Source organism: Catellatospora vulcania (assembly GCF_009720385.1).
Lineage (GTDB): Bacteria > Actinomycetota > Actinomycetes > Mycobacteriales > Micromonosporaceae > Catellatospora > Catellatospora vulcania.
Map to the genome: position 1 here is coordinate 241,043 of NZ_ML769307.1, position 19,409 is coordinate 260,451.

At 71.7% G+C, this 19,409-nt stretch carries 20 protein-coding genes, 1 pseudogene and 1 riboswitch; of the genes and pseudogenes, 7 read left to right on the top strand and 14 right to left on the bottom strand.

The annotated features are described in order from the left end of the window. Positions 1-33: 33 nt before the first annotated feature. The gene (locus F6W97_RS15795; RefSeq protein ID WP_155371084.1) at positions 34-987 is read left to right on the top strand and encodes a TAXI family TRAP transporter solute-binding subunit; all 954 of its coding nucleotides are present in this window, start codon (positions 34-36) and stop codon (positions 985-987) included. 20 nt (positions 988-1,007) lie between these two features. Here the strand turns inward: F6W97_RS15795 and F6W97_RS15800 are convergent, their stop codons facing one another. Both F6W97_RS15800 and F6W97_RS15805 read right to left on the bottom strand, forming a co-directional pair. Continuing rightward, positions 1,008-2,390, bottom strand: coding sequence for a sensor histidine kinase (locus tag F6W97_RS15800; RefSeq protein WP_155371085.1), 1,383 nt, complete (start codon positions 2,388-2,390; stop codon positions 1,008-1,010). Between the two features lie 5 nt (positions 2,391-2,395). After that, positions 2,396-3,052, bottom strand: a complete 657-nt coding sequence (locus F6W97_RS15805) for a response regulator transcription factor (RefSeq protein WP_155371086.1) — start codon at positions 3,050-3,052, stop codon at positions 2,396-2,398. Between the two features lie 423 nt (positions 3,053-3,475). Here F6W97_RS15805 and F6W97_RS15810 point away from each other — a divergent pair, with 423 nt between their 5' ends. Further along, positions 3,476-4,555, top strand: a complete 1,080-nt coding sequence (locus F6W97_RS15810; protein WP_155371087.1) for a Gfo/Idh/MocA family protein — start codon at positions 3,476-3,478, stop codon at positions 4,553-4,555. Positions 4,556-4,657: 102 nt separating this feature from the next. Here the strand turns inward: F6W97_RS15810 and F6W97_RS15815 are convergent, their stop codons facing one another. After that, positions 4,658-5,428: an SDR family NAD(P)-dependent oxidoreductase gene (locus tag F6W97_RS15815; RefSeq protein ID WP_155371088.1), complete on the bottom strand. Its 771-nt coding sequence runs from the start codon at positions 5,426-5,428 to the stop codon at positions 4,658-4,660. A gap of 242 nt (positions 5,429-5,670) precedes the next feature. Here F6W97_RS15815 and F6W97_RS15820 point away from each other — a divergent pair, with 242 nt between their 5' ends. After that, a complete protein-coding gene (locus F6W97_RS15820) occupies positions 5,671-6,324 on the top strand; it encodes an FMN-dependent NADH-azoreductase (RefSeq protein WP_155371089.1) in 654 nt (217 codons plus the stop codon). Between the two features lie 157 nt (positions 6,325-6,481). Here F6W97_RS15820 and F6W97_RS15825 read toward each other — a convergent pair whose 3' ends face one another. Then, positions 6,482-7,690, bottom strand: a complete 1,209-nt coding sequence (locus F6W97_RS15825) for a GNAT family N-acetyltransferase (RefSeq protein WP_155371090.1) — start codon at positions 7,688-7,690, stop codon at positions 6,482-6,484. Between the two features lie 156 nt (positions 7,691-7,846). Continuing rightward, positions 7,847-9,580, bottom strand: coding sequence for a glycoside hydrolase domain-containing protein (locus F6W97_RS15830; RefSeq protein WP_155371091.1), 1,734 nt, complete (start codon positions 9,578-9,580; stop codon positions 7,847-7,849). A gap of 147 nt (positions 9,581-9,727) precedes the next feature. Beyond that, a riboswitch (ZMP/ZTP riboswitch) is annotated at positions 9,728-9,801 on the top strand. Between the two features lie 22 nt (positions 9,802-9,823). On the opposite strand from F6W97_RS15830, the gene F6W97_RS15835 reads away from it, so the two are divergent. Both F6W97_RS15835 and F6W97_RS15840 read left to right on the top strand, forming a co-directional pair. Further along, positions 9,824-10,684: a metallophosphoesterase gene (locus F6W97_RS15835; RefSeq protein WP_155371092.1), complete on the top strand. Its 861-nt coding sequence runs from the start codon at positions 9,824-9,826 to the stop codon at positions 10,682-10,684. A 92-nt stretch (positions 10,685-10,776) separates the two neighbouring features. Further along, positions 10,777-11,565 (top strand): ArsR/SmtB family transcription factor, encoded by a 789-nt coding sequence (locus F6W97_RS15840; protein ID WP_155371093.1) that lies wholly within the window; start codon positions 10,777-10,779, stop codon positions 11,563-11,565. Here the strand turns inward: F6W97_RS15840 and F6W97_RS15845 are convergent. Continuing rightward, positions 11,562-12,485, bottom strand: coding sequence for an alpha/beta hydrolase (locus F6W97_RS15845; RefSeq protein ID WP_155371094.1), 924 nt, complete (start codon positions 12,483-12,485; stop codon positions 11,562-11,564). The genes F6W97_RS15840 and F6W97_RS15845 overlap by 4 nt on opposite strands. A gap of 257 nt (positions 12,486-12,742) precedes the next feature. Here F6W97_RS15845 and F6W97_RS15850 point away from each other — a divergent pair, with 257 nt between their 5' ends. Continuing rightward, complete coding sequence (locus tag F6W97_RS15850) at positions 12,743-13,552, top strand: hypothetical protein (protein ID WP_155371095.1); 810 nt, start codon at positions 12,743-12,745, stop codon at positions 13,550-13,552. A gap of 16 nt (positions 13,553-13,568) precedes the next feature. Here the strand turns inward: F6W97_RS15850 and F6W97_RS15855 are convergent, their stop codons facing one another. The 3 genes from F6W97_RS15855 to F6W97_RS15865 form a co-directional block, all read right to left on the bottom strand. After that, the gene (locus F6W97_RS15855) at positions 13,569-13,958 is read right to left on the bottom strand and encodes a barstar family protein (protein ID WP_155371096.1); all 390 of its coding nucleotides are present in this window, start codon (positions 13,956-13,958) and stop codon (positions 13,569-13,571) included. A gap of 20 nt (positions 13,959-13,978) precedes the next feature. After that, a complete protein-coding gene (locus F6W97_RS15860; protein WP_155371118.1) occupies positions 13,979-14,335 on the bottom strand; it encodes a ribonuclease domain-containing protein in 357 nt (118 codons plus the stop codon). Positions 14,336-14,496: 161 nt separating this feature from the next. Next, positions 14,497-15,252: an SGNH/GDSL hydrolase family protein gene (locus F6W97_RS15865; RefSeq protein ID WP_155371097.1), complete on the bottom strand. Its 756-nt coding sequence runs from the start codon at positions 15,250-15,252 to the stop codon at positions 14,497-14,499. A 167-nt stretch (positions 15,253-15,419) separates the two neighbouring features. Between F6W97_RS15865 and F6W97_RS15870 the strand changes: the two genes are divergently transcribed. Further along, positions 15,420-16,430 (top strand): fibronectin type III domain-containing protein, encoded by a 1,011-nt coding sequence (locus F6W97_RS15870; RefSeq protein WP_196279170.1) that lies wholly within the window; start codon positions 15,420-15,422, stop codon positions 16,428-16,430. A gap of 22 nt (positions 16,431-16,452) precedes the next feature. Here the strand turns inward: F6W97_RS15870 and F6W97_RS40725 are convergent, their stop codons facing one another. The 5 genes and pseudogenes from F6W97_RS40725 to F6W97_RS15890 form a co-directional block, all read right to left on the bottom strand. Next, the gene (locus tag F6W97_RS40725) at positions 16,453-16,629 is read right to left on the bottom strand and encodes a hypothetical protein (protein WP_230686708.1); all 177 of its coding nucleotides are present in this window, start codon (positions 16,627-16,629) and stop codon (positions 16,453-16,455) included. An 80-nt stretch (positions 16,630-16,709) separates the two neighbouring features. Continuing rightward, positions 16,710-16,883, bottom strand: a pseudogene (locus tag F6W97_RS41540) (winged helix-turn-helix transcriptional regulator); the annotation flags it as partial. Positions 16,884-16,899: 16 nt separating this feature from the next. After that, a complete protein-coding gene (locus tag F6W97_RS15880; RefSeq protein WP_155371099.1) occupies positions 16,900-17,496 on the bottom strand; it encodes a hypothetical protein in 597 nt (198 codons plus the stop codon). 12 nt (positions 17,497-17,508) lie between these two features. Next, positions 17,509-18,153, bottom strand: a complete 645-nt coding sequence (locus F6W97_RS15885) for a class I SAM-dependent DNA methyltransferase (RefSeq protein WP_155371100.1) — start codon at positions 18,151-18,153, stop codon at positions 17,509-17,511. Between the two features lie 181 nt (positions 18,154-18,334). Further along, positions 18,335-19,409, bottom strand: a 1,075-nt coding sequence (locus F6W97_RS15890; protein WP_155371101.1) for a CBM96 family carbohydrate-binding protein, incomplete at its 5' end; no start/stop codon positions are given.

Genomic DNA, 19,409 nt, shown 5'->3' on the forward strand with positions numbered 1-19,409 from the left:
CAGGCAGCGCACGCGGACGAGCGGCCGGGCAGGATGCGGCAACCGTCGGGTAGGTTCTGCGCCGTGGTCCGTCTGCGAGTGCCGTCGGCTGCCGCGCTGGTCGTGGCGGTCCTGCTCGGCATGGCCGCCTGCACCGAACCCGCACCCGAGCCGGTACGCCTGGACATCGCGACCGGCAGCCCCACCGGGGTCTACTACGTCTTCGGGCAGGCGTACGCGGCGATCGTCAACCGCGAGCTGCCGCACGTGCACGCCGAGGCGCTGGTGACGACGGCGTCGGCGGAGAACGTGCGGCTCGTGGGCGAGGGGCGGGTGCAGCTCGGCTTCACCCAGGCCGACATCCTGCCCACCACCGGCAACCAGGTGCGTGCCGTGGCCCGCGTCTACGACGACCTGCTGCACCTGGTGGTACGCGCCGACGGCCCCGTGCGCCGCCTCGCCGACCTGCGCGGGCGCACCGTGTCGGTCGGCGCGCCCGGCTCGGGCACCGCGATCACCGCGAACCGGCTGCTCGACGTCGCCGAACTGTCCGGCACGCAGGTCAAGGTCAGCCAGCTCGGGTTGGACGCGTCGGCGGCAGCCCTGAGCAAGGGCGAGATCGACGCGTTCTTCTTCTCCGGCGGACCGCCGGTGAAGGCCGTCGAGCAGCTCGTCGACGCGATGCCGATCCGGCTGGTCGAACTCGGCGAGTGGACCGAGCCGCTGCGGTTGCGCTACAGCGAGGTCTACGTCAGCCGCGACATCCCGTCCTCGGTGTACGGGCTCGACCCGATCAGCACCGTCGCCGACCCCAACTACCTAGTCGTCGGCGAGAACATGCCCGAGGACCTGGTCTACGAACTCACCCGCCTGCTCATGCAGTACCGCGACGAGCTCGGTGTCGCGCACCCCGCAGCGGGACGGCTGAACCCGCAGTCGGCCATCGCGACCGCGCCGCTGCCCCTGCACCCCGGCGCGGCCCGCTACTACCAGTCGATCAAGCCGTAGCGTCGGGGCGCCCACTCCGGTCAGGCCGGGGTGTCCAGGCCGCGGAGCCAGACGCGGGCGTCGAGGCCGCGCTGACCGGCGTGGGTCATCGCCAGCCGGCCGCCGGACGCGTCGACGAGGACCGCCGCGATGGTCAGGCCCAGGCCTGAGCCGTCGATGTTCTGGGCGTCCGGCGCCCGCCAGAACCGTTCGGTGGCCTGGTCGAGCTGGGCGTCGGTCATGCCGGGGCCGTCGTCGCGCACGTGCACCGCGATCCCGTCCTCGGCGGCGCGCACCTCGACCTCGACCCGCCCGCCCGGCCCGCTGAACTTCACCGCGTTGTCGATCAGCGCGTCCAGCGTCTGGTCGAGGGCGGTCGGCACGACGTGCACCAGCGCCACCGGCAGCCCGACGGCCAGCGTCAGCTCGGTGCCGTGGTGGCGGGCCAGCGGCTCCCACGCCGCGACCCGGGATTCGGCCACCGCCACGGCGTCGATGGTGACCAGCTGGTGGTGGCCGCGTTCGGCACGGGCCAGGGTGAGCAGCCCGTCGAGGACCGTGGCCAGGCGGTCGGTCTCCTCCAGGGCGAGCCGGTGCTCGCTGCGGCCGTCGTCGTCGGCCAGGCTCGGCCCGAGTTCCTCGACGCGCAGCCGCAGTGCCGTGAGCGGGTTGCGCAGCTGGTGGCTGGCGTGGGCGACGAAGGCGCGCTGGCGTTCCATGGCGTCGGCGACGGCGTACGCCATGTCGTTGAAGCTGCGGGTGAGCCGGCGCAGCTCGGGCGGCCCGGCCTGGTCGGAGATGCGGGTGTTGCCGTCGCCGGCGGCGACCTCGTGCGTCATCGCGTCGAGCACGGTGACCGGGCGCAGCACCCAGTTGGCCAGGCTGCGGGCGGTGAGCACGCAGGCGAGCGCGGCGAGCAGGCCGATGCCGCCCAGGGCCAGCCACCAGTACGTCACCGCGCCGCGGACCCGGTCGGCCGGGGACACGATGATCACCATGCCGAGCACCTCGCCGTTGTCGTTGACCGGCACGGCGACCACGATCGGCTCGCCGGTCCACGGCAGGACCGACTCGGCGGAGCTGTACTGCTGCCCGGCCAGCGCGGCGCGCACGGCCGCCTCGCCGCGGGCGGGTTCGAGGTGGTAGCTGACCGAGCGGACGAAGGTGTGCCGGTCGCGGTCGAGCACGGCCGCGCCGATGCCGTACAGCTCGTCGTAGCGGGCGAGTTCGTCGCGCACCGTGCCGATGGTGTCGGTGCGCAGGCCGGGGCGGGCCAGCGCGGCGAAGCGGGTCGCGTCGGCGAGCCGGTCGGCGCGGACCAGGTCGGACTCCCGGCTGGCCAGGGTGAGGGCGAGCGGGATCTCCAGGGCCAGCAGGACCAGTGTCATCAGCAGCAGGTAGCTGGCGGCCAGGCGTCGGCGCACGGCTGCTACTCGCTGCGCAGCCGGTAGCCGACGCCGCGGACCGACTCGATGAGCCGCGGGTCGCCGAGCTTGCCGCGCAGGGAGCCGACGTGCACCTCGACGGTGTGCCGGGCGACCCAGGTGGTCTGCCAGGCGTCGAGCAGGATGCGGTCGCGGGTGATGACCAGCCCGGGGTGGCGGGCCAGCGACAGCAGGATGTCGAACTCCTTGCGGGTCAGCGCGACGTCGTTGCCGTCGACGGTGACGGCGCGGGCGGGCACGTCGATGCGCACCCGCCCGGCCACGATCACCATCAGCTCGGGGGAGGCGTACGAGGCGCGGCGCAGCACCGCCTCGATGCGCGCCTGCAGCTCGACCATGGAGAACGGCTTGACCACGTAGTCGTCCGCGCCGACGCGCAGCCCGACGACCCGGTCGCGTTCCTCGCCGCGCGCGGTGACCGCGATGATGCCCAGCTGGGGGCTGCGGGCGCGCAGCGTGCGGCACACGTCGAGGCCGTCGCCGTCGGGCAGGGACAGGTCGAGCAGCACCAGGTCACAGGGGGCCGCCGACAGGGCCGCGGCGGCGGTGGCGGCGTGCTCGATGTCGTAGCCGCGGCGGGTCAGCGCGGCGCTCATCGCCGTGGCGACCCGCAGATCGTCCTCGACCAGCAGGATCCGCAAATCTGACCTCCCTCCGCGCCCGTGTGGCCTTCGATGATGCGTTACGGCCGCACCTGCGCGCCAACGGGGCCGGGGTGCATCGAGTGATGCCTTGACTTGGATCGGTGGCGGTGGTTGACTCGAACCGTCTTTAAGAAAGTTTATTAACGATTGATCCGCTGGCTTCGCCGCCGCAGGGCGAACGCTGGCGGACGAGACGCGCGCCCGTCCGGCCGGGGGAGAAGGCCGTGGGCGCGCCAGGCTGTCGTCGGTGCCCGTCGGTGGGGCGCCTCGACGGCCGTCCCCGAGGTCGTCGCGCGCCGTGCCGCCGTGACGACACCGGGTGTGCCGGGCGCCTGGGCGGAGCATGGTGTGTCATGCGCCCAGGAGCCCGGCACACTGAGCCCCCGCGCGAGGTCGACCGCGGCGGGCTACCGTTTGCCGGTGACACACAACCCGATCAGGTACGCGGTCGTCGGGCGCGGCTGGCGTGCGCAGTTCTTCTTCAAGCTGGCCGAGCTGATGCCCGACCGGTTCACGGTGACCGGTGTGATGACCCGCTCCGTCGAGGCCGCCGCCGAGGTGGCCGGCCGCTGGCGGCTGCCCGTCACCCAGGACCTCGGCGAGCTGCTGCGCACCGGCGACCCCGAGTACGTCATCACCTCCGTGCCGTGGGGTGTGAATCCCGGCCTGGTCGAGGCGCTGGTGGAGCGCGGCCTGCCGGTGCTGTCCGAGACCCCGCCCGCCCCCGACCTCGACGGGCTGCGCCGGCTCTGGGGCCAGGTCGGCAAGGCGGAGAAGGTCCAGGTCGCCGAGCAGTACCTGCTGCTGCCCGACCACGCGGCCCGGCTGGCGGTGCTGCGCTCCGGGGTCGTCGGCGAGCGCACCTCGGCGCAGGTGTCGTCCACGCACGGCTACCACGCGGTGTCGATGCTGCGCGGACTGCTCGGCGTCGGCATGGGTCCGGCGAGCGTCCACGCCCGCACCTTCACCGCGCCGCTGGCCGACCCGATGAGCCCGGCCGGCTGGCGCGACGACGCGACCCCGAAGCTCGCCGTGAACACCCTGGCCACCATCGACTTCGGCGGCCGCAGCGGACTGTACGACTTCACCGACAACCAGTGGTGGAACCAGCTGCGCACCCGGCGGCTCGTGGTCCGGGGCAGCCTCGGCGAGCTGGTCGACGACCGGGTGGTGCGGCTGCAGGGCACCCGCACGCTGATCGAGTCGGAGCTGCGCCGCCGCCAGACCGGCCGCGACCTCAACCTCGAAGGCTTCGACCTGGACCACATCAGTTTCGACGGTTCCGTGGTCTACACCAACCCCTATGCGGGCGTACGGCTGTCCGACGAGGAGATCGCCATCGCGACGATCCTGGAGTCGACCGGCCGCTGGGCGCGCGGGGACGGCGAGCCCCCGTACCCCCTGGCCCAGGCCTGCCAGGACCACCTGATCAGCCTCGCCATCGACGAGTCCGCCCGCACCGGCCAGACCGTCGACGTCGGCGCCGAACCCTGGCAGTGATCGTCCTTCGCCCAGCTTTCTGCAGTTTCGGGGAAACCGCACGAACCCGTGGCGGCGAAGGTGCAGTTTCCCCGAAACTGCAGGAACTACTGGGCCTGCGGCTCAGGCGGGAAACTTCTCGCCGGTGAGCTGGGCGCAGGCTGCGAGCAGGCGGTCCTGGGCGGCGATGTCGTAGGCGGCGGCGTTGGCGCGCAGGTCCTGTCGGCGCTTGAGGTAGTGGCCGCTGAAACCGACCTCGGCCTGGTCGGCGGTGGCCAGCCACACCTGGGTCTCGGCCCCGTCGGCGAGTTCGTCGGTGGCGTTGGGGCCGCCCATCCGGGTCTTGATCCAGCCCGGGTCGACGGCGTTGCTCAGCACCGCCGGGAACAGGCGCGCCACCGCGAACGCGAGCAGCACGTCGTGCAGCTTCGAGTCGCTGTAGGCCTGCATCCCGTTCCAGGCCTTGTGCTCGAACTGCAGGTCGTCGAAGTCGGCGCGACCGCCCGCCTCCAGCCCCGAGGTCAGGTACACCAGTCGCTGTGGCAGCGGCATCAGCGCCGTCAGCAGGTACGGCGTGAGCACGTTGACGGCGAAGATGCGCTCGATGCCGTCCTCGGTGACCTCCCGGCGGGCCGCCGAGCCCACCCCGACGTTGTGGACGACCGCATCGTAGGGCCCGTGCTCGTTGGCCGCCGCGGCCAGTGACCGGGTCTGCGCCAGTGACGACACGTCGCCGACGAGCACCGCGGCGGCGTCAGGCAGGGTGTCGCGGGTCTGTGCGGCGCGCTGCTCGTTGCGGGCGTGCAGCACCACCCGGTGCCCGAGCGCCAGCAGCTCGCGCGCCGTCTGCAGGCCGATGCCGTCCGCGGAACCGGTGACCAGGACGCTGCTCATGTCGGCACCTCTCGATAGTGGATCTCCAGACAACCCTACGCCGGACGGGCCACGGCGGCGAATCGCACCCCTTGCGCCGGAGGTCGCGATCGTGTGTGTCCGGATCGGATGAGAATGGTAACGAAGGTAATTCGCATTGGTCCGCGACAGTCACCCGAATGATTGCCAACTTCCGACACATCAGCAACGTTCCCGCTGGCCGTCGCTAGATTGTCCTTCACTTCCAATGTTGAGGGAACGCCATGCGCATTCTGCACATCATCGCCACGCCCCGTGGTTCGGAATCCCATTCGCTTCGGGTTTCCGAAGCGTTTCTGAAAGGCGTGTGCGAGCAGTCCGACGACGTCACCGTCGACGTCGTCGATCTGTACAATCACGACCTGCCGGCGATGGCGGGTGACAACATAGAGACGAAGTACACGCTGATGGTGGGCCGCCCGATCGACCGCGGCCACGAGGAGTCGTGGCGGCAGGTCGAGTCGCTGATCGAGCACTTCGTCTCCGCGGACGCCTACCTGATCACCGCGCCGATGTGGAACTTCGGCGTCCCGTACGCGCTGAAGTACTACATCGACTGCGTCGTGCAGCCCGGATACCTGTTCCGCTACGACGAGACGGGGCAGGTCGTGCCCATGGTCAACGGCAAGCGCATGGTGTGCGTGACCTCCCGCGGCGCCGACTACTCCGCCGGCACGTACCTGCACCCCTACGACTTCCAGGAGCCGTACCTGCGGGCGATCTTCGGCTTCGTCGGCATCACGGACCTGCAGTTCATCCACGCCCAGCCGATGGACATCACCCCGCACCAGCGCGAGGCCGCCCTGACCGGCGCCGTCGCGCAGGCCCGCGACCTGGGCAAGGGCTTCCTGGCGCCCGCCGTCGGCGCGGCGGCCTGAGCCCCGCCGTCCGGCACCCCGGGGACCCGTGCTCGCGGCCGGGTCCCCGGGGTGCCGGAGCGAGCAGCGCCGTGGTTCTCATGCTGCCCGACCGGCGGGCCGGGTGCGGCGCGCGTCTCACGCTGCCCGACCGGCGAGCCGGGTGCGGCGCGCGTGGTCAGAACCAGTGCAGGCAGTGCGGCGGGCGCTCGGCGCGGAAGAGCGCGTCGGCGCGGGCGGCCGCAGCCGGGTGGTGGGCCCGGATGTGTCCGGCGCGCACGAGCGTGCTCGGGGCGGTGCCGCCGAGGTAGACCGAGCCCAGGTCGCTGACGTCCAGGGACAGGTCGGGCGCCCGGTCCGTCGGGACGCAGTCGGCCTTGCCGTCCCGGACGGTCAGCAGGTAGCGGCCGTGCTCGCCGAGGAACGGGTCGTCGACGTCGAGGACGAGTTCGCCGTCGGTGAACCAGCCGCGCGCGGTCAGCGCACGCGGCACGTCCAGCAGCCGCACCCAGAGCCAGTCGGTGTCGCGGCCCACCTGGCCGGCGCGGTAGTCCGCGAGCTGCCAGCGCAGCGGGTGACCGGGCGGGATGTGCTTGAACACGACCTGGGTGACCAGGTCGTGCCCGAGCACGAACCGGTCCAGGGCCGAGTGGGCGTCGTCGTCGGTGGCGATGGTCTCGTCGACCGTCAGAGTGCCGTTTTCGATCGTGTAGCTGGCGTAGCCGTCCGGGACACCGTCGGCGTCGCGGTGCACGGCGACGTAGCGCGGCTTCGCGGAGATCGGGGGCTGCCCCGCACCCAGGGCCCACCAGCGGTGTGGCCGGGACAGCGCACCGGGCTGCGCCCGGCGGTAGCGGTCGTAGACCTCTTCCAGGAGGTCGCCGCACTCGGCACGACGCAGCAGCTCGACCGAGCCGGTGTCTGCCGTTCCGTGCGCTCGGGGGGCGGTGAAGGCGGCCTGGTGGCGCTGCACGGTCAACCGGTGCGTGTAGGTCGCCGGTCCGTAGCCGAACCTGCGGTAGATCAGGGACTCGGAGGCCAGCAGCACGGAGAGGAACTCTCCGCGGGTCCGTAACCCGGTGAGCTGATGGCGCATCATCGCGCTGAGCACACCCTGGCGACGGTGCGAGGGCAGGACGCCGACGCAGGTCACCCCGGCGGCCGGAGCGAGGACCGCACCGGGCAGGGTGAGCTCGAAGGTGTACGCACCGGCGGTGCCGACGGGCCGCCCGTCCGGTGTCGAGGCGAGCAGGTTGCGGTCCATTTCGAGCGCCGACCACCAGACCCCGCCGCCCGCGGTCGGGGTCTCCGGGAACCACCCGAACGCGGCGTGGAGTGTGTCGACGAAGACGTCGCGGTCCTGGTCGGTCGTAGGGCGGATCTCCATTGCTGCTGCTGCCTCCCCGGATGCCGCACCACGACGCGTGGTGTCCCGCCACCATGCAGGGTCGACCCGTGGCGTGGTCAAGCGATTTACGGCTGGTCCGCACAGCACCGCCTGGCCCTTCGCTCGGAAGTGAAGGGCCAGGCGGTGGCAGGTGCGCTAGACCCGGGTGAAACGCACCGCGTCGGCGATGACGTAGCCGGTGCCTGTGGTCCACCGGCTCACCCCGACCTTGTCGCCGTCACCGGCGGCCAGCGTGAACACGCCCAGCGAGAGCCACTGCCCGCCGTTGACCCGCTGGTTGACGGTCACCGTCTGGTTGCCGCCGACGGCGGCCACGATGAACGGGGTCGCGTCGTTGTAGCCCGCGTTGGCCGGGTACCAGACCGAGATCTCGTACGACGCGGTCGCCGGGATGTTCACCCGGTACCAGGCCGGGTCGCTGGCCGCGACCGGGTCGGCGAACCGGTAGTCGGCGCCGTGGCGCTGCGCGGAGAAGGCCGACGAACCCCAGTTCGCGCTGGCGGTGAACCCGCCGGCGGTGGTGTTGTCGACGACGGCGCTCCACGACGTCGGCGGCGGCTCCGTGACGCTGGTCGACACGTCGAGGTAGTTGCGGTCGATGTTGATCTGCACCCCGCCCCAGGTCTCCAGCACGTCCCCGGAGTACTGGTGCAACCGCTGGTGGTTGGCGTAGTAGGTCGCGTTGCAGTACTGCCCGGCGTCGGTGTTGGCCACGCCGTTCCACCAGGCGATCCACAGGTGGTCCAGGCGGGTGTACGTGGGGTCGTTGTAGGCGCTGCACACGTCGGTCACGCCGGACGAGCCGCTGGAGTACATGCCGGACAGGTAGCCGCGCACGTGCAGCTGCTGCGTCCACCCCGACAGGAACGACAGCACGGCGGCCTTGCACGACGCGTTCGACGGGTACTGCTCGATGTCGTTGTAGATCGCGCTGCCGGCGGGGATGCCCAGCGCCTGCGCGGCGCTGACCGCGCTGTTCGCTGCCGTCACGCCCTGCGAGCGCGCCGTGGTGGCGTCGGCGGACATCTTCGGCAGCCGGGTGCCGCACGGGGCCTGGCGGCCCAGCTCGATCGGGATCAGCCGCCAGCCGTTGGCGGTCTGGTTGGTCACCCAGTTCGCGGTCAGGTTCGGCTGCGAGCACGAGCGGCTCGCGCCGCTGATGTAGATGCCGACGGCCCGGTACGGCGAGCTGTTGCGCCACGTGTTCATGGTCGACTGGGAAGGCGCGGCGCAGGTGTCAAAGCCCTTGCCGGTGTATACGCCCGGCTGCGGCCCGGCCGCCGCCAGCGGCGCGGCGGCGGTGGCCGTCCGGGTGGCGGCCGCGCTGGTGAGCAGGCCGTCGGCGGACGGCCTGGCGTCGCGGCCCAGCGTCGCGGAGGCGAGGATCCGGCGCACGTCGGCCTCGGTGTCGGGGGTGTGCGCGGCGGTGACCAGCACACCGGCGTCGCGTACGGCGACCTGGACCATGTCGTCGCGGGACACCGCGCTCGCCGCGACGGCCGCGCCGGGCGGGGTCACGGCGGCCTGCGTGGTGAGGCGACCGGTGGAGACGGCGTCGAGCGGCTCGATGACCAGTGCCGCGGTGCGGCCGACGAGGTCGGCGGGGCACGTGGACTGGTCGCCCGGGTGTCCGAGGTAGACCGTCGGCCGGTCGAACCGGACACACGCCCGCGGCTCGGCGTTCAGGTCCACGACCTGCCACGAGGTGGGCACGGCCACGCGATACCCGTGGTAGGCGACGATCCGGCCGGCCTGCGCGACGGCGTCCGCGGGCCTCGCCCACGTCGGCGCGGCCGCCAGAGACGAACCGGCGACCGCGATGGTTATCGCGGCCGCCAGCACGGCTGGACCTGCTAAGACCCTTCTCATGGGAGCCTCCGGGGGTGTGAAGGAATTTTCAACACAGACATCAATGTGTGGAGAATTCCTACCACGTATTCATAACAGCCGCTAGGCTTGCGACCGGTGGATCATTGCGCGGGCGATTGCCGGGAGATCCTCGTCGGACGTAGGGTGTGGACACACGACTGGCGCGGGTGGGCGACCACCGGGGAGTGAAAGTCGGGGCGTCGACCGCCTGGGTGCCCTCGTCTGAGACGAGGAGACGCGCCCGTGACCTTCCGCCACCGCATCCTGCACCTGTCCGACACCCACCTGAACAGTCCTGCCGTCAACGCCCCGGCAGCCCTCGCACGAATCCTCCACGACGCGCGCCACGTGCCGGACCTGGATCTGGTCGTCGTCAGCGGCGACATCGCCGACGACGGCTCTGTCCAAGCCTGCGTCGACGTGCGTGAGCAGGTGGGCCGGTTCTGTGCGGAACGCGGCATCCCGCATGTCTACTGCACAGGCAACCACGACACCCGTGAAGCGTTCGCTTCGGCGCTCGGGTCCGGCCACCTGGCGGCCGACGGCGCCGACATCGGTGCGGCCATGTCGGGCGCGTCCGGCGAGCGTGCCGCTGTCAGCAGCGTCAACGGCCTGCGTGTGATCACTTTGGACAGCCTCGTGCCCGGCCAGGTGCATGGACATCTCAGCCCGGTCCAGCTCTCGTGGCTGCGGGACGTACTGGCGGAGCCCGCCCCGGCGGGCACGATCGTGGTCTTGCACCACCCGCCGATCGCTGTGCCGACCTCGCCGATCATGGACATCGTGAATCTGCGCAACGGTGCTGACCTCGCGGACGCGGTGGAGGGCACCGACGTCCGGGCGATTCTGTGCGGCCACTTCCATCTGCAGCTGTCCGGCCTGCTGCGCGGTATACCGGTGTGGGTGACGCCCGGCGTGGTCACCCGCATCGACTTCACCGAGCGGCCGCAGTGGGAACGGGCGGTACTGGGGGCCGGGGCCACTGTGGTCGATCTCGGCGGCCCGGCGTCCCCGCTCTTCCACGTGCTGCACGCCCGCGACCCCCGGGCCGGCGAGCAGGTGTACCTAGTCGACGCGGCCTCGGGCGCGGACGTGAGCCCGTAAGCGCAGGTCGTGCCGCGGGCAGAATTGACATGCAGCCTTCTGGCTGCCTATCGTGAAGACATGCAGCCGAACGGCTGCATGTGGGGGCGGCGATGGACGACGTGTTCAAGGCGCTGGCGGATCCGAGCCGCCGCGCCCTGCTGGACAGCCTCAACACCCGCAACGGGCAGACCCTGCGCGAACTGTGCGCGGGGCTGGAGATGGCGCGGCAGTCGGTGAGCAAGCACCTCGCGGTGCTGGAGGACGCCAACCTGGTCACCACGGTGTGGCGGGGCAGGGAGAAACTGCACTTCCTCAACGCTGAGCCGATCAACGCCATCGCCGACCGCTGGATCGACCGCTACCACCGCGGGCGGGTGCACGTCCTCGCGGACCTCAAGACGGCATTGGAGCAGCAGACCATGGACGAGTTCGTCTACACGACCTACATCCGGACCACGCCGCAGCAGCTGTGGCAGGCCATCACCGACCCGGCCTTCACCACGCGGTACTGGCAGGTCACCTTCGAGACGGACTGGCAGGTCGGCTCGGCCATGACCTGGGAGCGTCTCGGCGTGGTCATGGCCGACCCGGCGCAGGTCGTGCTGGAGGCCGAGCCCTACCGGCGGCTGTCCTACACCTGGCACACCTTCACGCCCGAATTCGCCAAGTCCGTCGACCTCGACGAGGACCTGCGCCGGAAGCTCGCCGCCGAGCAGCGCTCGAAGGTCAGCTTCGATCTGGAGCAGGACGGCGACCTGGTCAAGCTCACCGTCGTGCACGACGGGTTCGCGCCCGGCAGCGCCCTGCCGGGCATGGTCAGCCAGGGCTGGCCGCACCTGCTGTCGGACCTGAAGACCCTGCTGGAGACCGGCCGCACGATGGCCGAGGCGGCAGCCTAGGCCGGGGCCAGGTACTTGTCGAAGAACGCGTCGAGGCGCTCCACGGCCGGGGTCACGTACTCGGGCTTGTCGTAGAGGTCGATGTGCGTCGCCCCGTCGATCAGGTACAGCTCCTTGGGCTCCTTGGCCTGGGCGTACGCCTGCTCGCTGAAGTACTTCGTGTCCGCCATGGTGCCCGCGATCATCAGCAGCGGCCGGGGCGAGATCAGGTCCACATGGTCGTAGGAGTCGAATGCCATGATCCGGTCGAGGCCGGCCACGACGTACCAGTTCTTCGCATTCGGGTGCTGGGCGCGGGGTGTGCGGTAGTAGTCGGTGCCCTCGGCGTACAGCGCCGGGGTGTCCTCGGTGACCTCGGCCGGGGTGTCCGGCACGATGTGCTCCAGGCGGGCCGGCTTGCCGTGCGCCTGGTCGGTGCGGTCCTGCGCGGCGGCCTCCAGCAGCCCGTCGCGCAGCTCCGCGTCGCCGTTCCCGCCGAGCCCGTCGCGGAACAGCGAACCCATGTCGGCGGCGCTGACCGTGGCGACCGCCTTGATGCGGTGGTCGGTGGCCGCCGTGTAGGGCACGTAGCCGCCCGACGCGCAGATGCCCAGCGCGCCGATGCGTGCCGGGTCGACCTCGTCCGCGGTGGTCAGGTAGCTGACGGCGCTGCGGATGTCCTCGGCCCGCGCGAACGGGTCCTCCAGGAAACGCGGCTCGCCCGCGCTCTCGCCCTGGTACGAGGCGTCGAAGGCGAGGGTGACGTTGCCCTTCATGCACAGCTTCTGCGCGTACAGGCCGGCGGTCTGCTCCTTGACCCCGCCGAACGGGTGGCTGACCACGATTGCCGGCAGCTTCTGCCCGGCCTGGTAGTCGTCGGGGACGTAGAGGTCGCCCTTGATGTCGAGCCCGTTGCTCTGGAACGTGACGCTCTTCTTCACGCGCCCTCTCCTCAGCTGACGAGGGGGTGAACGACCCGATTTTACCGAGTCCGCGGGCCGTCCGACCGCCGAAGACCGGACAGCGGCGCTCGTACGCCTGGACTACTGTGCGGGCCGTGATCGACACCCCACTCGTCGCCGTCCGCCGGGCCTCGCTGTCGGGCCGGGACCGCCGGAGCGTGATCGAGCAGGCTGCGCAGGGCCGACCGCACCCAGATCCGGCGGTGGCCGCGGCGGCCGTGGCGCAGGTGCGCCGCATGAACAGCCGCGACCGGATGGTGTCGCACCTGCTCCTGGGCGTGTCCGGGGTCGCGTTCTTCGGGACCGGTCTCGCGATCCTGATAGTGGGCGGGGAGATCCATGACGGGCCGTGGTGGCTGGTGGTGCAATTCGCCTTCATGGCGCCCGGAGCCGTCATCCTGACCGCGGATTGGGTGCCGCGGACAGGCCGGCGCGGACTGCAGCCCCACGTCGAGCTGCCGAACCTGCGTCTGCTGCTCGACCGTGCCGCCTCGCTGCCCGCCTTGCCGGTGACCCTCGCTCCCGCCCGCGGGCCGCGACCCTGGTGGGTGGCGGCGATGGTGCTCGCCACGGCCGCGCTCGCCTGGTTCACCTGGCGCAACCTGCATATGCCGGCCGATCCGCTGGAGGCCTTGCGGCACATCGCGTTCAGCCTGCTCGTCTGGGCGGTCTTCCTGCTGTGGAGAGCAGGCGTCTCGCTCGTGCGACGGTGGCGGCGCCAGCCTGCACCGGACGCTACGACTGCAGACGCGGCCGTGTCACTGATCGGCGGGCCGCTGCCGATGACCGTGAATGCGGCCGGTCTGCGCTGCGGATCGCCGCCGGTGGCCGTCGGCTGGTCCGAGGTGAGCGCGGTCGACCTGCTCGGGCCGACGCCCGCAGAGCCTGAGACGGCCATGGCGGTGCGCTGGTCGCTGCGGGGCCGCGCCCCGATCGTCGTCGAGGCGGACGACATGGCGCAGCCGCCGGAGACCGCCATCCGTGCGACGTGGGCCTACCGTCCGGACCTGCGATGGCGTCCCGTGGATGAGGGCCGGCCCAGGTGAGCGTGGCGGCCCGCCGTCAGCGGTCCGGCAGTAGTGCCGCAGTGACGGCGGTGAGCCGGCTGAGGCCGTCGGCTGGCACGTGGAGAGTGAGCGTCACGCCGGCCGTGCTGGTGTCGATCACCTCCAACAGGACGGCAGCCAGCTCGGGTGCCCCGGTCAGGAGGTCTTCGGCGTGGCTGACGGTCACCGTCGATGCGGAGACGGCGGCGACGTCGCGCAGGCAGTCGGCGAGCGCGTCCCAGTTGTGTCCGAAGTGGTCGGGGAACCGCAGCGCGCGGGCGAACTCGGCGAACAGGCCGCTCCTGGTGCGGCAGGCCCGCCCGTCGATCGCCGCGGCGTCGTCGGGTGCCGCAGCCGCGGTCACGGTCAGCCACCCGGGCAGGGGGCCGGCGGCGCGGTGCGGCATCGCCGCCCCCTGCGTCGGTGTCACAGCCGGTAGAAGTCGGTGTAGTGGTTGGGCGAGAACCAGGTCACGCCGGTGCTGCGGTTGACCACGATGCGGTAGGCGTCGCGGGCCGCGCCCCGGGCGCGGGGATACACGTCGTACTCGTAGTAGGTCGCGCCGGAGGGCAGCTGACCCTCGCGGTTGTAGAACCGGCCGCCGGTGTAGTTGTAGAGGCCGTTGCTCCAGGAGTACCAGCCCGCGGTGGTCGGGAAGCCCTTGGCGGACCAGCCGGAGCGGGCCGCGCGGGCGTCGGCGCAGCGGGACATGGTGCAGGTGCTGTAGACCGCGGCTTCGGCGGGCGCGGCGGCCGCGGGCACGAACAGCGCGCCGCCGAGCATGGCGACGACGAGGGCGAGGCGCAGCAGCCATACCGGCCGGACTGCGGAACGGGAAGCGATGGACACGGAAGACCTCCACTGCCGGGGACGACGCGACCATCGTCAGGTCCACACGGCAATGCATGGAAGTCTGTGGATGTAAATTTATCTACAATGGTGGATTAACGAGGTGAGGTTCGCAGCCAGTCGCCGATCAGGTCGGCGATGACCGCGGCGGCCTTGTCGTTGAGGTGGATGTGGTCGGTGAGCAGGGTCAGCCCGTTGGCCGCCGAGATGTCGTCCCAGGAGCGGCGCAGCACCAGGTGCTGGAACGTCGTCCGCAGCGCCAGGCCGAGCCTGCCCTCGTACGGCGGCGGCCGGTGTCCCGGCGGCAGCAGCGCGGTCAGCTTCTCGTACAGCGGCAGGCACGGCACCCCGCGCCCCTCCGCGACCGCGCGCAGCTCCGCGTTGTACTCCCGCACCCGCTGGTTCATCGTGCTCGACAGATCCTCGCCCAGTGGCGGCAGGTCCAGCACGGCCAGCCGCGCCGACGTGCCGTTGCGCAGCCGGTCCAGGATCGCCTCGACGTTCTCCAGGTACCACTCCAGGCTCGGCACGGCCGGCAGGCGCTGCTGGCGGCGGTGGTGCCGGGCCCACCGCGCGTCGTACGTGGCGTTGACGTCGTTCGTGCCGACGAGCAGGGTGACCGCGTCCGGGCGGCAGGCGATGACCTCGTCGAGGCGCCGCAGCACGTTCCAGGCGAGGTTGCCGTCGACCCCGGCGTTGACGAACCGGTAACCGGCCGGGCCGAGCCGGTCGTGCAGCAGGCTCACGTAGTTCGCGCTGGCCAGACCGCGGGTGATGCTGTCGCCCGCGCACACGACTTCCTTCGCCGGGCCGACCGCGCCGCGCCGCTTCCCCCAGGACGTGACACCCACGGCGGCCTGCTTCCTCGTGGCTGCCGGGCCGGTCCCGGCGGTGGTCCATGAACGTTAACAAGGCCGCCGGCCGGGCACGGGGCGGTCGCGCCGATTCATTGACAGAGCCACATGCGACAGCTAGCGTTCGGCGCTACTGGCAGCAAACCTTACAGTTTGGAGAGACCGTGCGCCGCCTCCTCCTGCTGGCCGTGCTGGCCTGCGCAGCGGTCTTCGTCCCCGCAGGCGGCGCGGCCGCCGCCACAATCAACCTGGTCGCCAACCCCGGCTTCGAGGACGCCCTGCACGGCGACCACGCCACGGCGTGGGCCTGGGACTGCGAGCCCGGAGCGAGCCAGCTCGGCGCCGCGCACACCGGCTCCCGCGCGCTGGCCGCCGCACCCACCGCCACCGGCGCCGGCCGCTGCGCGCAGACGATCCCGGTCCAGCCCGGCGGTGTCTACACGCTGTCCGCGTGGGTGCGCGGCGGATACGCCTTCCTCGGCCACGACCAGGGCGTGGCGTGGACCCCGCCGAGCGCGGCGTGGACCCGGCTCACCACCGGCTTCACCGCCACCTCCGACACCGTCACCGTCTACCTGCACGGCTGGTACGCCCAGGACGCCTTCACCGCCGACGACGTCGTGCTGACCGGCCCGGACAGCGCCGTGCGCACTCCCGCCGCGCCGGCCGCGCCCACCGCCGGCGAGACCACCAGCCGATCGGTGAAGCTGGCCTGGATCGCCGTGCCCGGGGCGACCGGCTACCGGATCCACCGCAACGGGGTGTTCGTGCGTTCGGCGACCACCACCTCGGCGGTGGTGGACGGGCTCACCCCGGGTACGGCGTACACCTTCCACGTCACCGCGGTGAACACCGCCGGTGAGTCCGCGTCGGGCCCGGCAGTGTCGGCGAACACCGCCGCGCCGTACGCCCAGGTGCCCCCGCCGACCCGGATGGTCGTCGGCACACCGCAGGCCTACCGGGTGTTCCTGGCCTGGGAGGCGGTCATGGCAGCCACCGACGGCTACCACGTCTACCGCGACGGCGTCCTGATCGGCTGGTCCTACGGGCCCGCGTTCACCGCCACCGGGCTCCAGCACGGCACGGTCTACACCTTCGAGGTCACCGCGCTCAACTCCGCGGGCGAATCCGCGAAGTCCACGCCCGTCCAGGTCATGACCTGGCAGGTGCCGTAGCGGCCGACCGCGCCGGAGCAGGTCAGGACGGCTCCGCCCCGGCCCGCCCGCCCGCCGCGGCCGCGTCGGCCAGCCGGTCGCGGAACGGCTCCGTCGCGGCGGACCCGGCGACGAAGCCGATGTCCAGGTCGGACAGCGCCGCGCCGGTGGCCCGGTCCACCAGGACCGGCTCCACCTCACGGCCGGTCGCCCGGTCCACCAGGACCAGGCTGCGGTCGGCGGGAGCCAGGTCCTGGTTTCCCCACGCGTACAGGGCCAGGATGACCGGCGCAGTGCGCGCCCGGCCGCCGTGAGCACGTACTCGTGGCGCGGTGGGCGCTCCTGGTAACGCCGGCGCTCCAGGAGGCCGGCGTCGACCAGGGATTTCAGACGACGGGTCAGCATGGTCGGGGCGATGGCGAGGCTGCGCTCGAACTCGTCGAACCGCGTGAAGCCGTCGAACGCGACCCGCATGATCAGATGGGTCGCGCTACCTCGCGGCGCGCTGCGCGTTCAGCTCGGCCAGCAGCTGATCCGGGTCAGCGCCCACGATCGGCGTGAACAGGCTCGTGCCCAGCCTGCGCACGGTGCGCTGGTAGCCCACGATGCGCCAGAAGCCGTAGAAGCGCCCGGTAGTCTCCCGCTCCTGGGCGCGCTTGTCCTCGCCCGGGTCGCGCGGCGTGACGCACAGCATCCACACGCCGCCCGACCGCCGCACCGACAGGTCCTTCACCTGCGGCCAGGGCAGGTGCAGCGCGGCCAGCACATAGCCGTTGGGGCGCAGGAACAGACCGTGATCGTCCGCGCCGAGCAGCGGCGAGCGCGCCCTGCCGGACTCGTCGAGACACGTCACCACGTAGTGCAACGCGACCACGCCCAGCAGGATCACGGTCAGCCGCCAGGACCGGATCGCGATCAGGGACAGTACGAAGGCGACCGGCAGGTACACGGTCAGCAGCCTGCGCCGGGTCAGCTGCAGGGCGTACGCGAGCCGGTTGCTGCGCAGCAGGACAGGAAGGTCATCTGGTACGCGCACGTGCAGGCTCGGCGTGTGCAGCGTGCCGTGGCGATCGGTCGAGGAGCTCATCAGCGCGCGACGCTAGCAGGCACGTGCCAGCAGCATGCCGCGCGGCGTCTGCTCGCCGGTCTGCGCCTTGCGGCTGGCCTGCGCGAACACGTCGAAACCGGCCTCGGTGACGAACTCGGCCATGCGGTCGACCGAGCGGAAGTGATAGTTCAGCGTGAACGTGTGCCCGAAAGCCTCGGTGCGCAGACGCTGCTCGTCGAGGTTCTGGAAGATCAGCAGCAGGTGACCGCCGTCGGCGAGCGCGCGCCGGAACCCCGCGAGCACCGCAGGCAGCTCGCCGTCCGGGATGTGGATCACGGAGTACTGCGCGCTGATCCCCGCGAGCGAGCCGTCGGCCACGTCCAGGGCGGTCATCGTGCCCTCGTCGAAACGCACCTGCGGAAACCGGCTGCGGGCCAGCGCGAGCATGCCGGGGGACAGGTCGATGCCGCGTACCTCCAGGCCGAGGCCGGCCAGGTGGGCCGTGCCCGGCCCGGTGCCGCAGCCGACGTCCAGGGTCGGCCCGCCGCCACCGGCAAGCACGAGATCGGCGTACGCGGCCAGCATCGCCCGCTCGATCGGGATGCCCGCCAGCTCGTCGTGGAACTGCTCGGCGTACTCCGCGGCGAAGGTGTCGTACGCGGCGCGGGTGTCGTGGAGGAAGGTCGGCTCGGTCATGGTCGCCAACCTTAGGCGGCTGGCTTCGAGACTCGACGCTCGTGTCCGGACCGTAGCGGAGTGGGTGAATACCTGCTGGGTGGTGCGCCGGTGGCTGAAGGGCCGCTGACACGCCGCGCCCGGCCGGGTGGTCGGAGACCCGGCCGGGCGCGGCCGTCGACGCGGCTGACGGTGGGGGATGTCAGCCGGTGACGATCTCGAGGAACGCCGGGCGCGTGGTGTTGGTCCGGCTGTTGAGCTGCGTGGCCCGGCCGAGCGCGGCCTGCCAGAGCGCGATGGTCGCGGTCTTGTTCCCGGCGTATTCGGCCTGGACGAACGAGGTGACGTCGAGCGGGATCCAGTCGGCGACCTGGCACAGCGGCGCGGTGGACAGTGGTGCGCCGAGTGCGGGTGCGGTGTTCCAGGTGAGGCCGGTTTCGGTCCAGGTGTCGGCGGTGACGGCGTACGCGCTGATGGTGGTGTGGGTGCCCAGGGAGTCGGCGGTGTTGCCGCTGACCCAGAGGACTGCCCGTTTCGGGGCGGCGGTCAGTGCGGTGAGGTCGAACTTGAGGTACGCCCTGCGGGCGTAGCCCACGGCGTCGTTCTTCACGACGAGCGTGGTTTCGGTGCCGTAGTTGGCCCCGGCGTAGCTCGCGCCGTCGCGCACGTAGGCGTCGGCGGTGGGGGCCAGGGCCAGGTGCTGGCCGCCGGTGACGGTGCTGCCGGTGCCGAAGGTGATGGTCCGGGAGCTGCCGAGCGCACCGCCGACCTCGGCGACCAGCTTGATCGGGTTGAGGCCGGTGACGGTGATGCGGCCGTCGCCGGTGGCGGTGCTGTAGCCGCTGCGGGCGATCGTGACGGTGATCGTGGTGGCGGCCCGGGTCGGGTCGGCGACGGTGACTTTGAGCTGGCCGCCGGATTCGCGCATGAGCACCGAGCAGGGTGCGCTGACCGTGATCGGGCCCGCGGTGCCCGCGGCGAAGAAGTTCGCGGCCGTCACGCCCGTGGCGGTGTCGGTGATCGCCTGCACGCCGGATGTATTGGCGAGCACGGTCACGGTCGGGGCGGCGGCCCGGTTCGCGGTCCTGGTGGTGTCCGCGCCCGGCAGCAGGTGGTAGCTGTACGAGCCGGTGGTCGGGTTGACACCGTGGTCGATGTACAGGGTGAGGTATCTGCGGGTCAGGACCTCGGTGGTGCCGCCGGTGTTGATCTGCGACCAGCTGCCGGAGCGGGCTTCGCGCAGCGCTTTGACGGTCGCGCCGCCGGGGAACACGATT

Excerpts from the sequence above, each read along its gene's own strand:
- F6W97_RS15795 (WP_155371084.1), top strand. The coding sequence starts at position 34 with ATGCGGCAACCGTCGGGTAGGTTCTGCGCCGTGGTCCGTCTGCGAGTG.
- F6W97_RS15815 (WP_155371088.1), bottom strand. The coding sequence starts at position 5,428 with ATGAGCAGCGTCCTGGTCACCGGTTCCGCGGACGGCATCGGCCTGCAG.
- F6W97_RS15820 (WP_155371089.1), top strand. The coding sequence starts at position 5,671 with ATGCGCATTCTGCACATCATCGCCACGCCCCGTGGTTCGGAATCCCAT.
- F6W97_RS15825 (WP_155371090.1), bottom strand. The coding sequence starts at position 7,690 with ATGGAGATCCGCCCTACGACCGACCAGGACCGCGACGTCTTCGTCGAC.
- F6W97_RS15830 (WP_155371091.1), bottom strand. The coding sequence starts at position 9,580 with ATGAGAAGGGTCTTAGCAGGTCCAGCCGTGCTGGCGGCCGCGATAACC.
- F6W97_RS15840 (WP_155371093.1), top strand. The coding sequence starts at position 10,777 with ATGGACGACGTGTTCAAGGCGCTGGCGGATCCGAGCCGCCGCGCCCTG.
- F6W97_RS15850 (WP_155371095.1), top strand. The coding sequence starts at position 12,743 with ATGAACAGCCGCGACCGGATGGTGTCGCACCTGCTCCTGGGCGTGTCC.
- F6W97_RS15855 (WP_155371096.1), bottom strand. The coding sequence starts at position 13,958 with ATGCCGCACCGCGCCGCCGGCCCCCTGCCCGGGTGGCTGACCGTGACC.
- F6W97_RS15860 (WP_155371118.1), bottom strand. The coding sequence starts at position 14,335 with ATGCTCGGCGGCGCGCTGTTCGTGCCCGCGGCCGCCGCGCCCGCCGAA.
- F6W97_RS15880 (WP_155371099.1), bottom strand. The coding sequence starts at position 17,496 with ATGAGCTCCTCGACCGATCGCCACGGCACGCTGCACACGCCGAGCCTG.
- F6W97_RS15885 (WP_155371100.1), bottom strand. The coding sequence starts at position 18,153 with ATGACCGAGCCGACCTTCCTCCACGACACCCGCGCCGCGTACGACACC.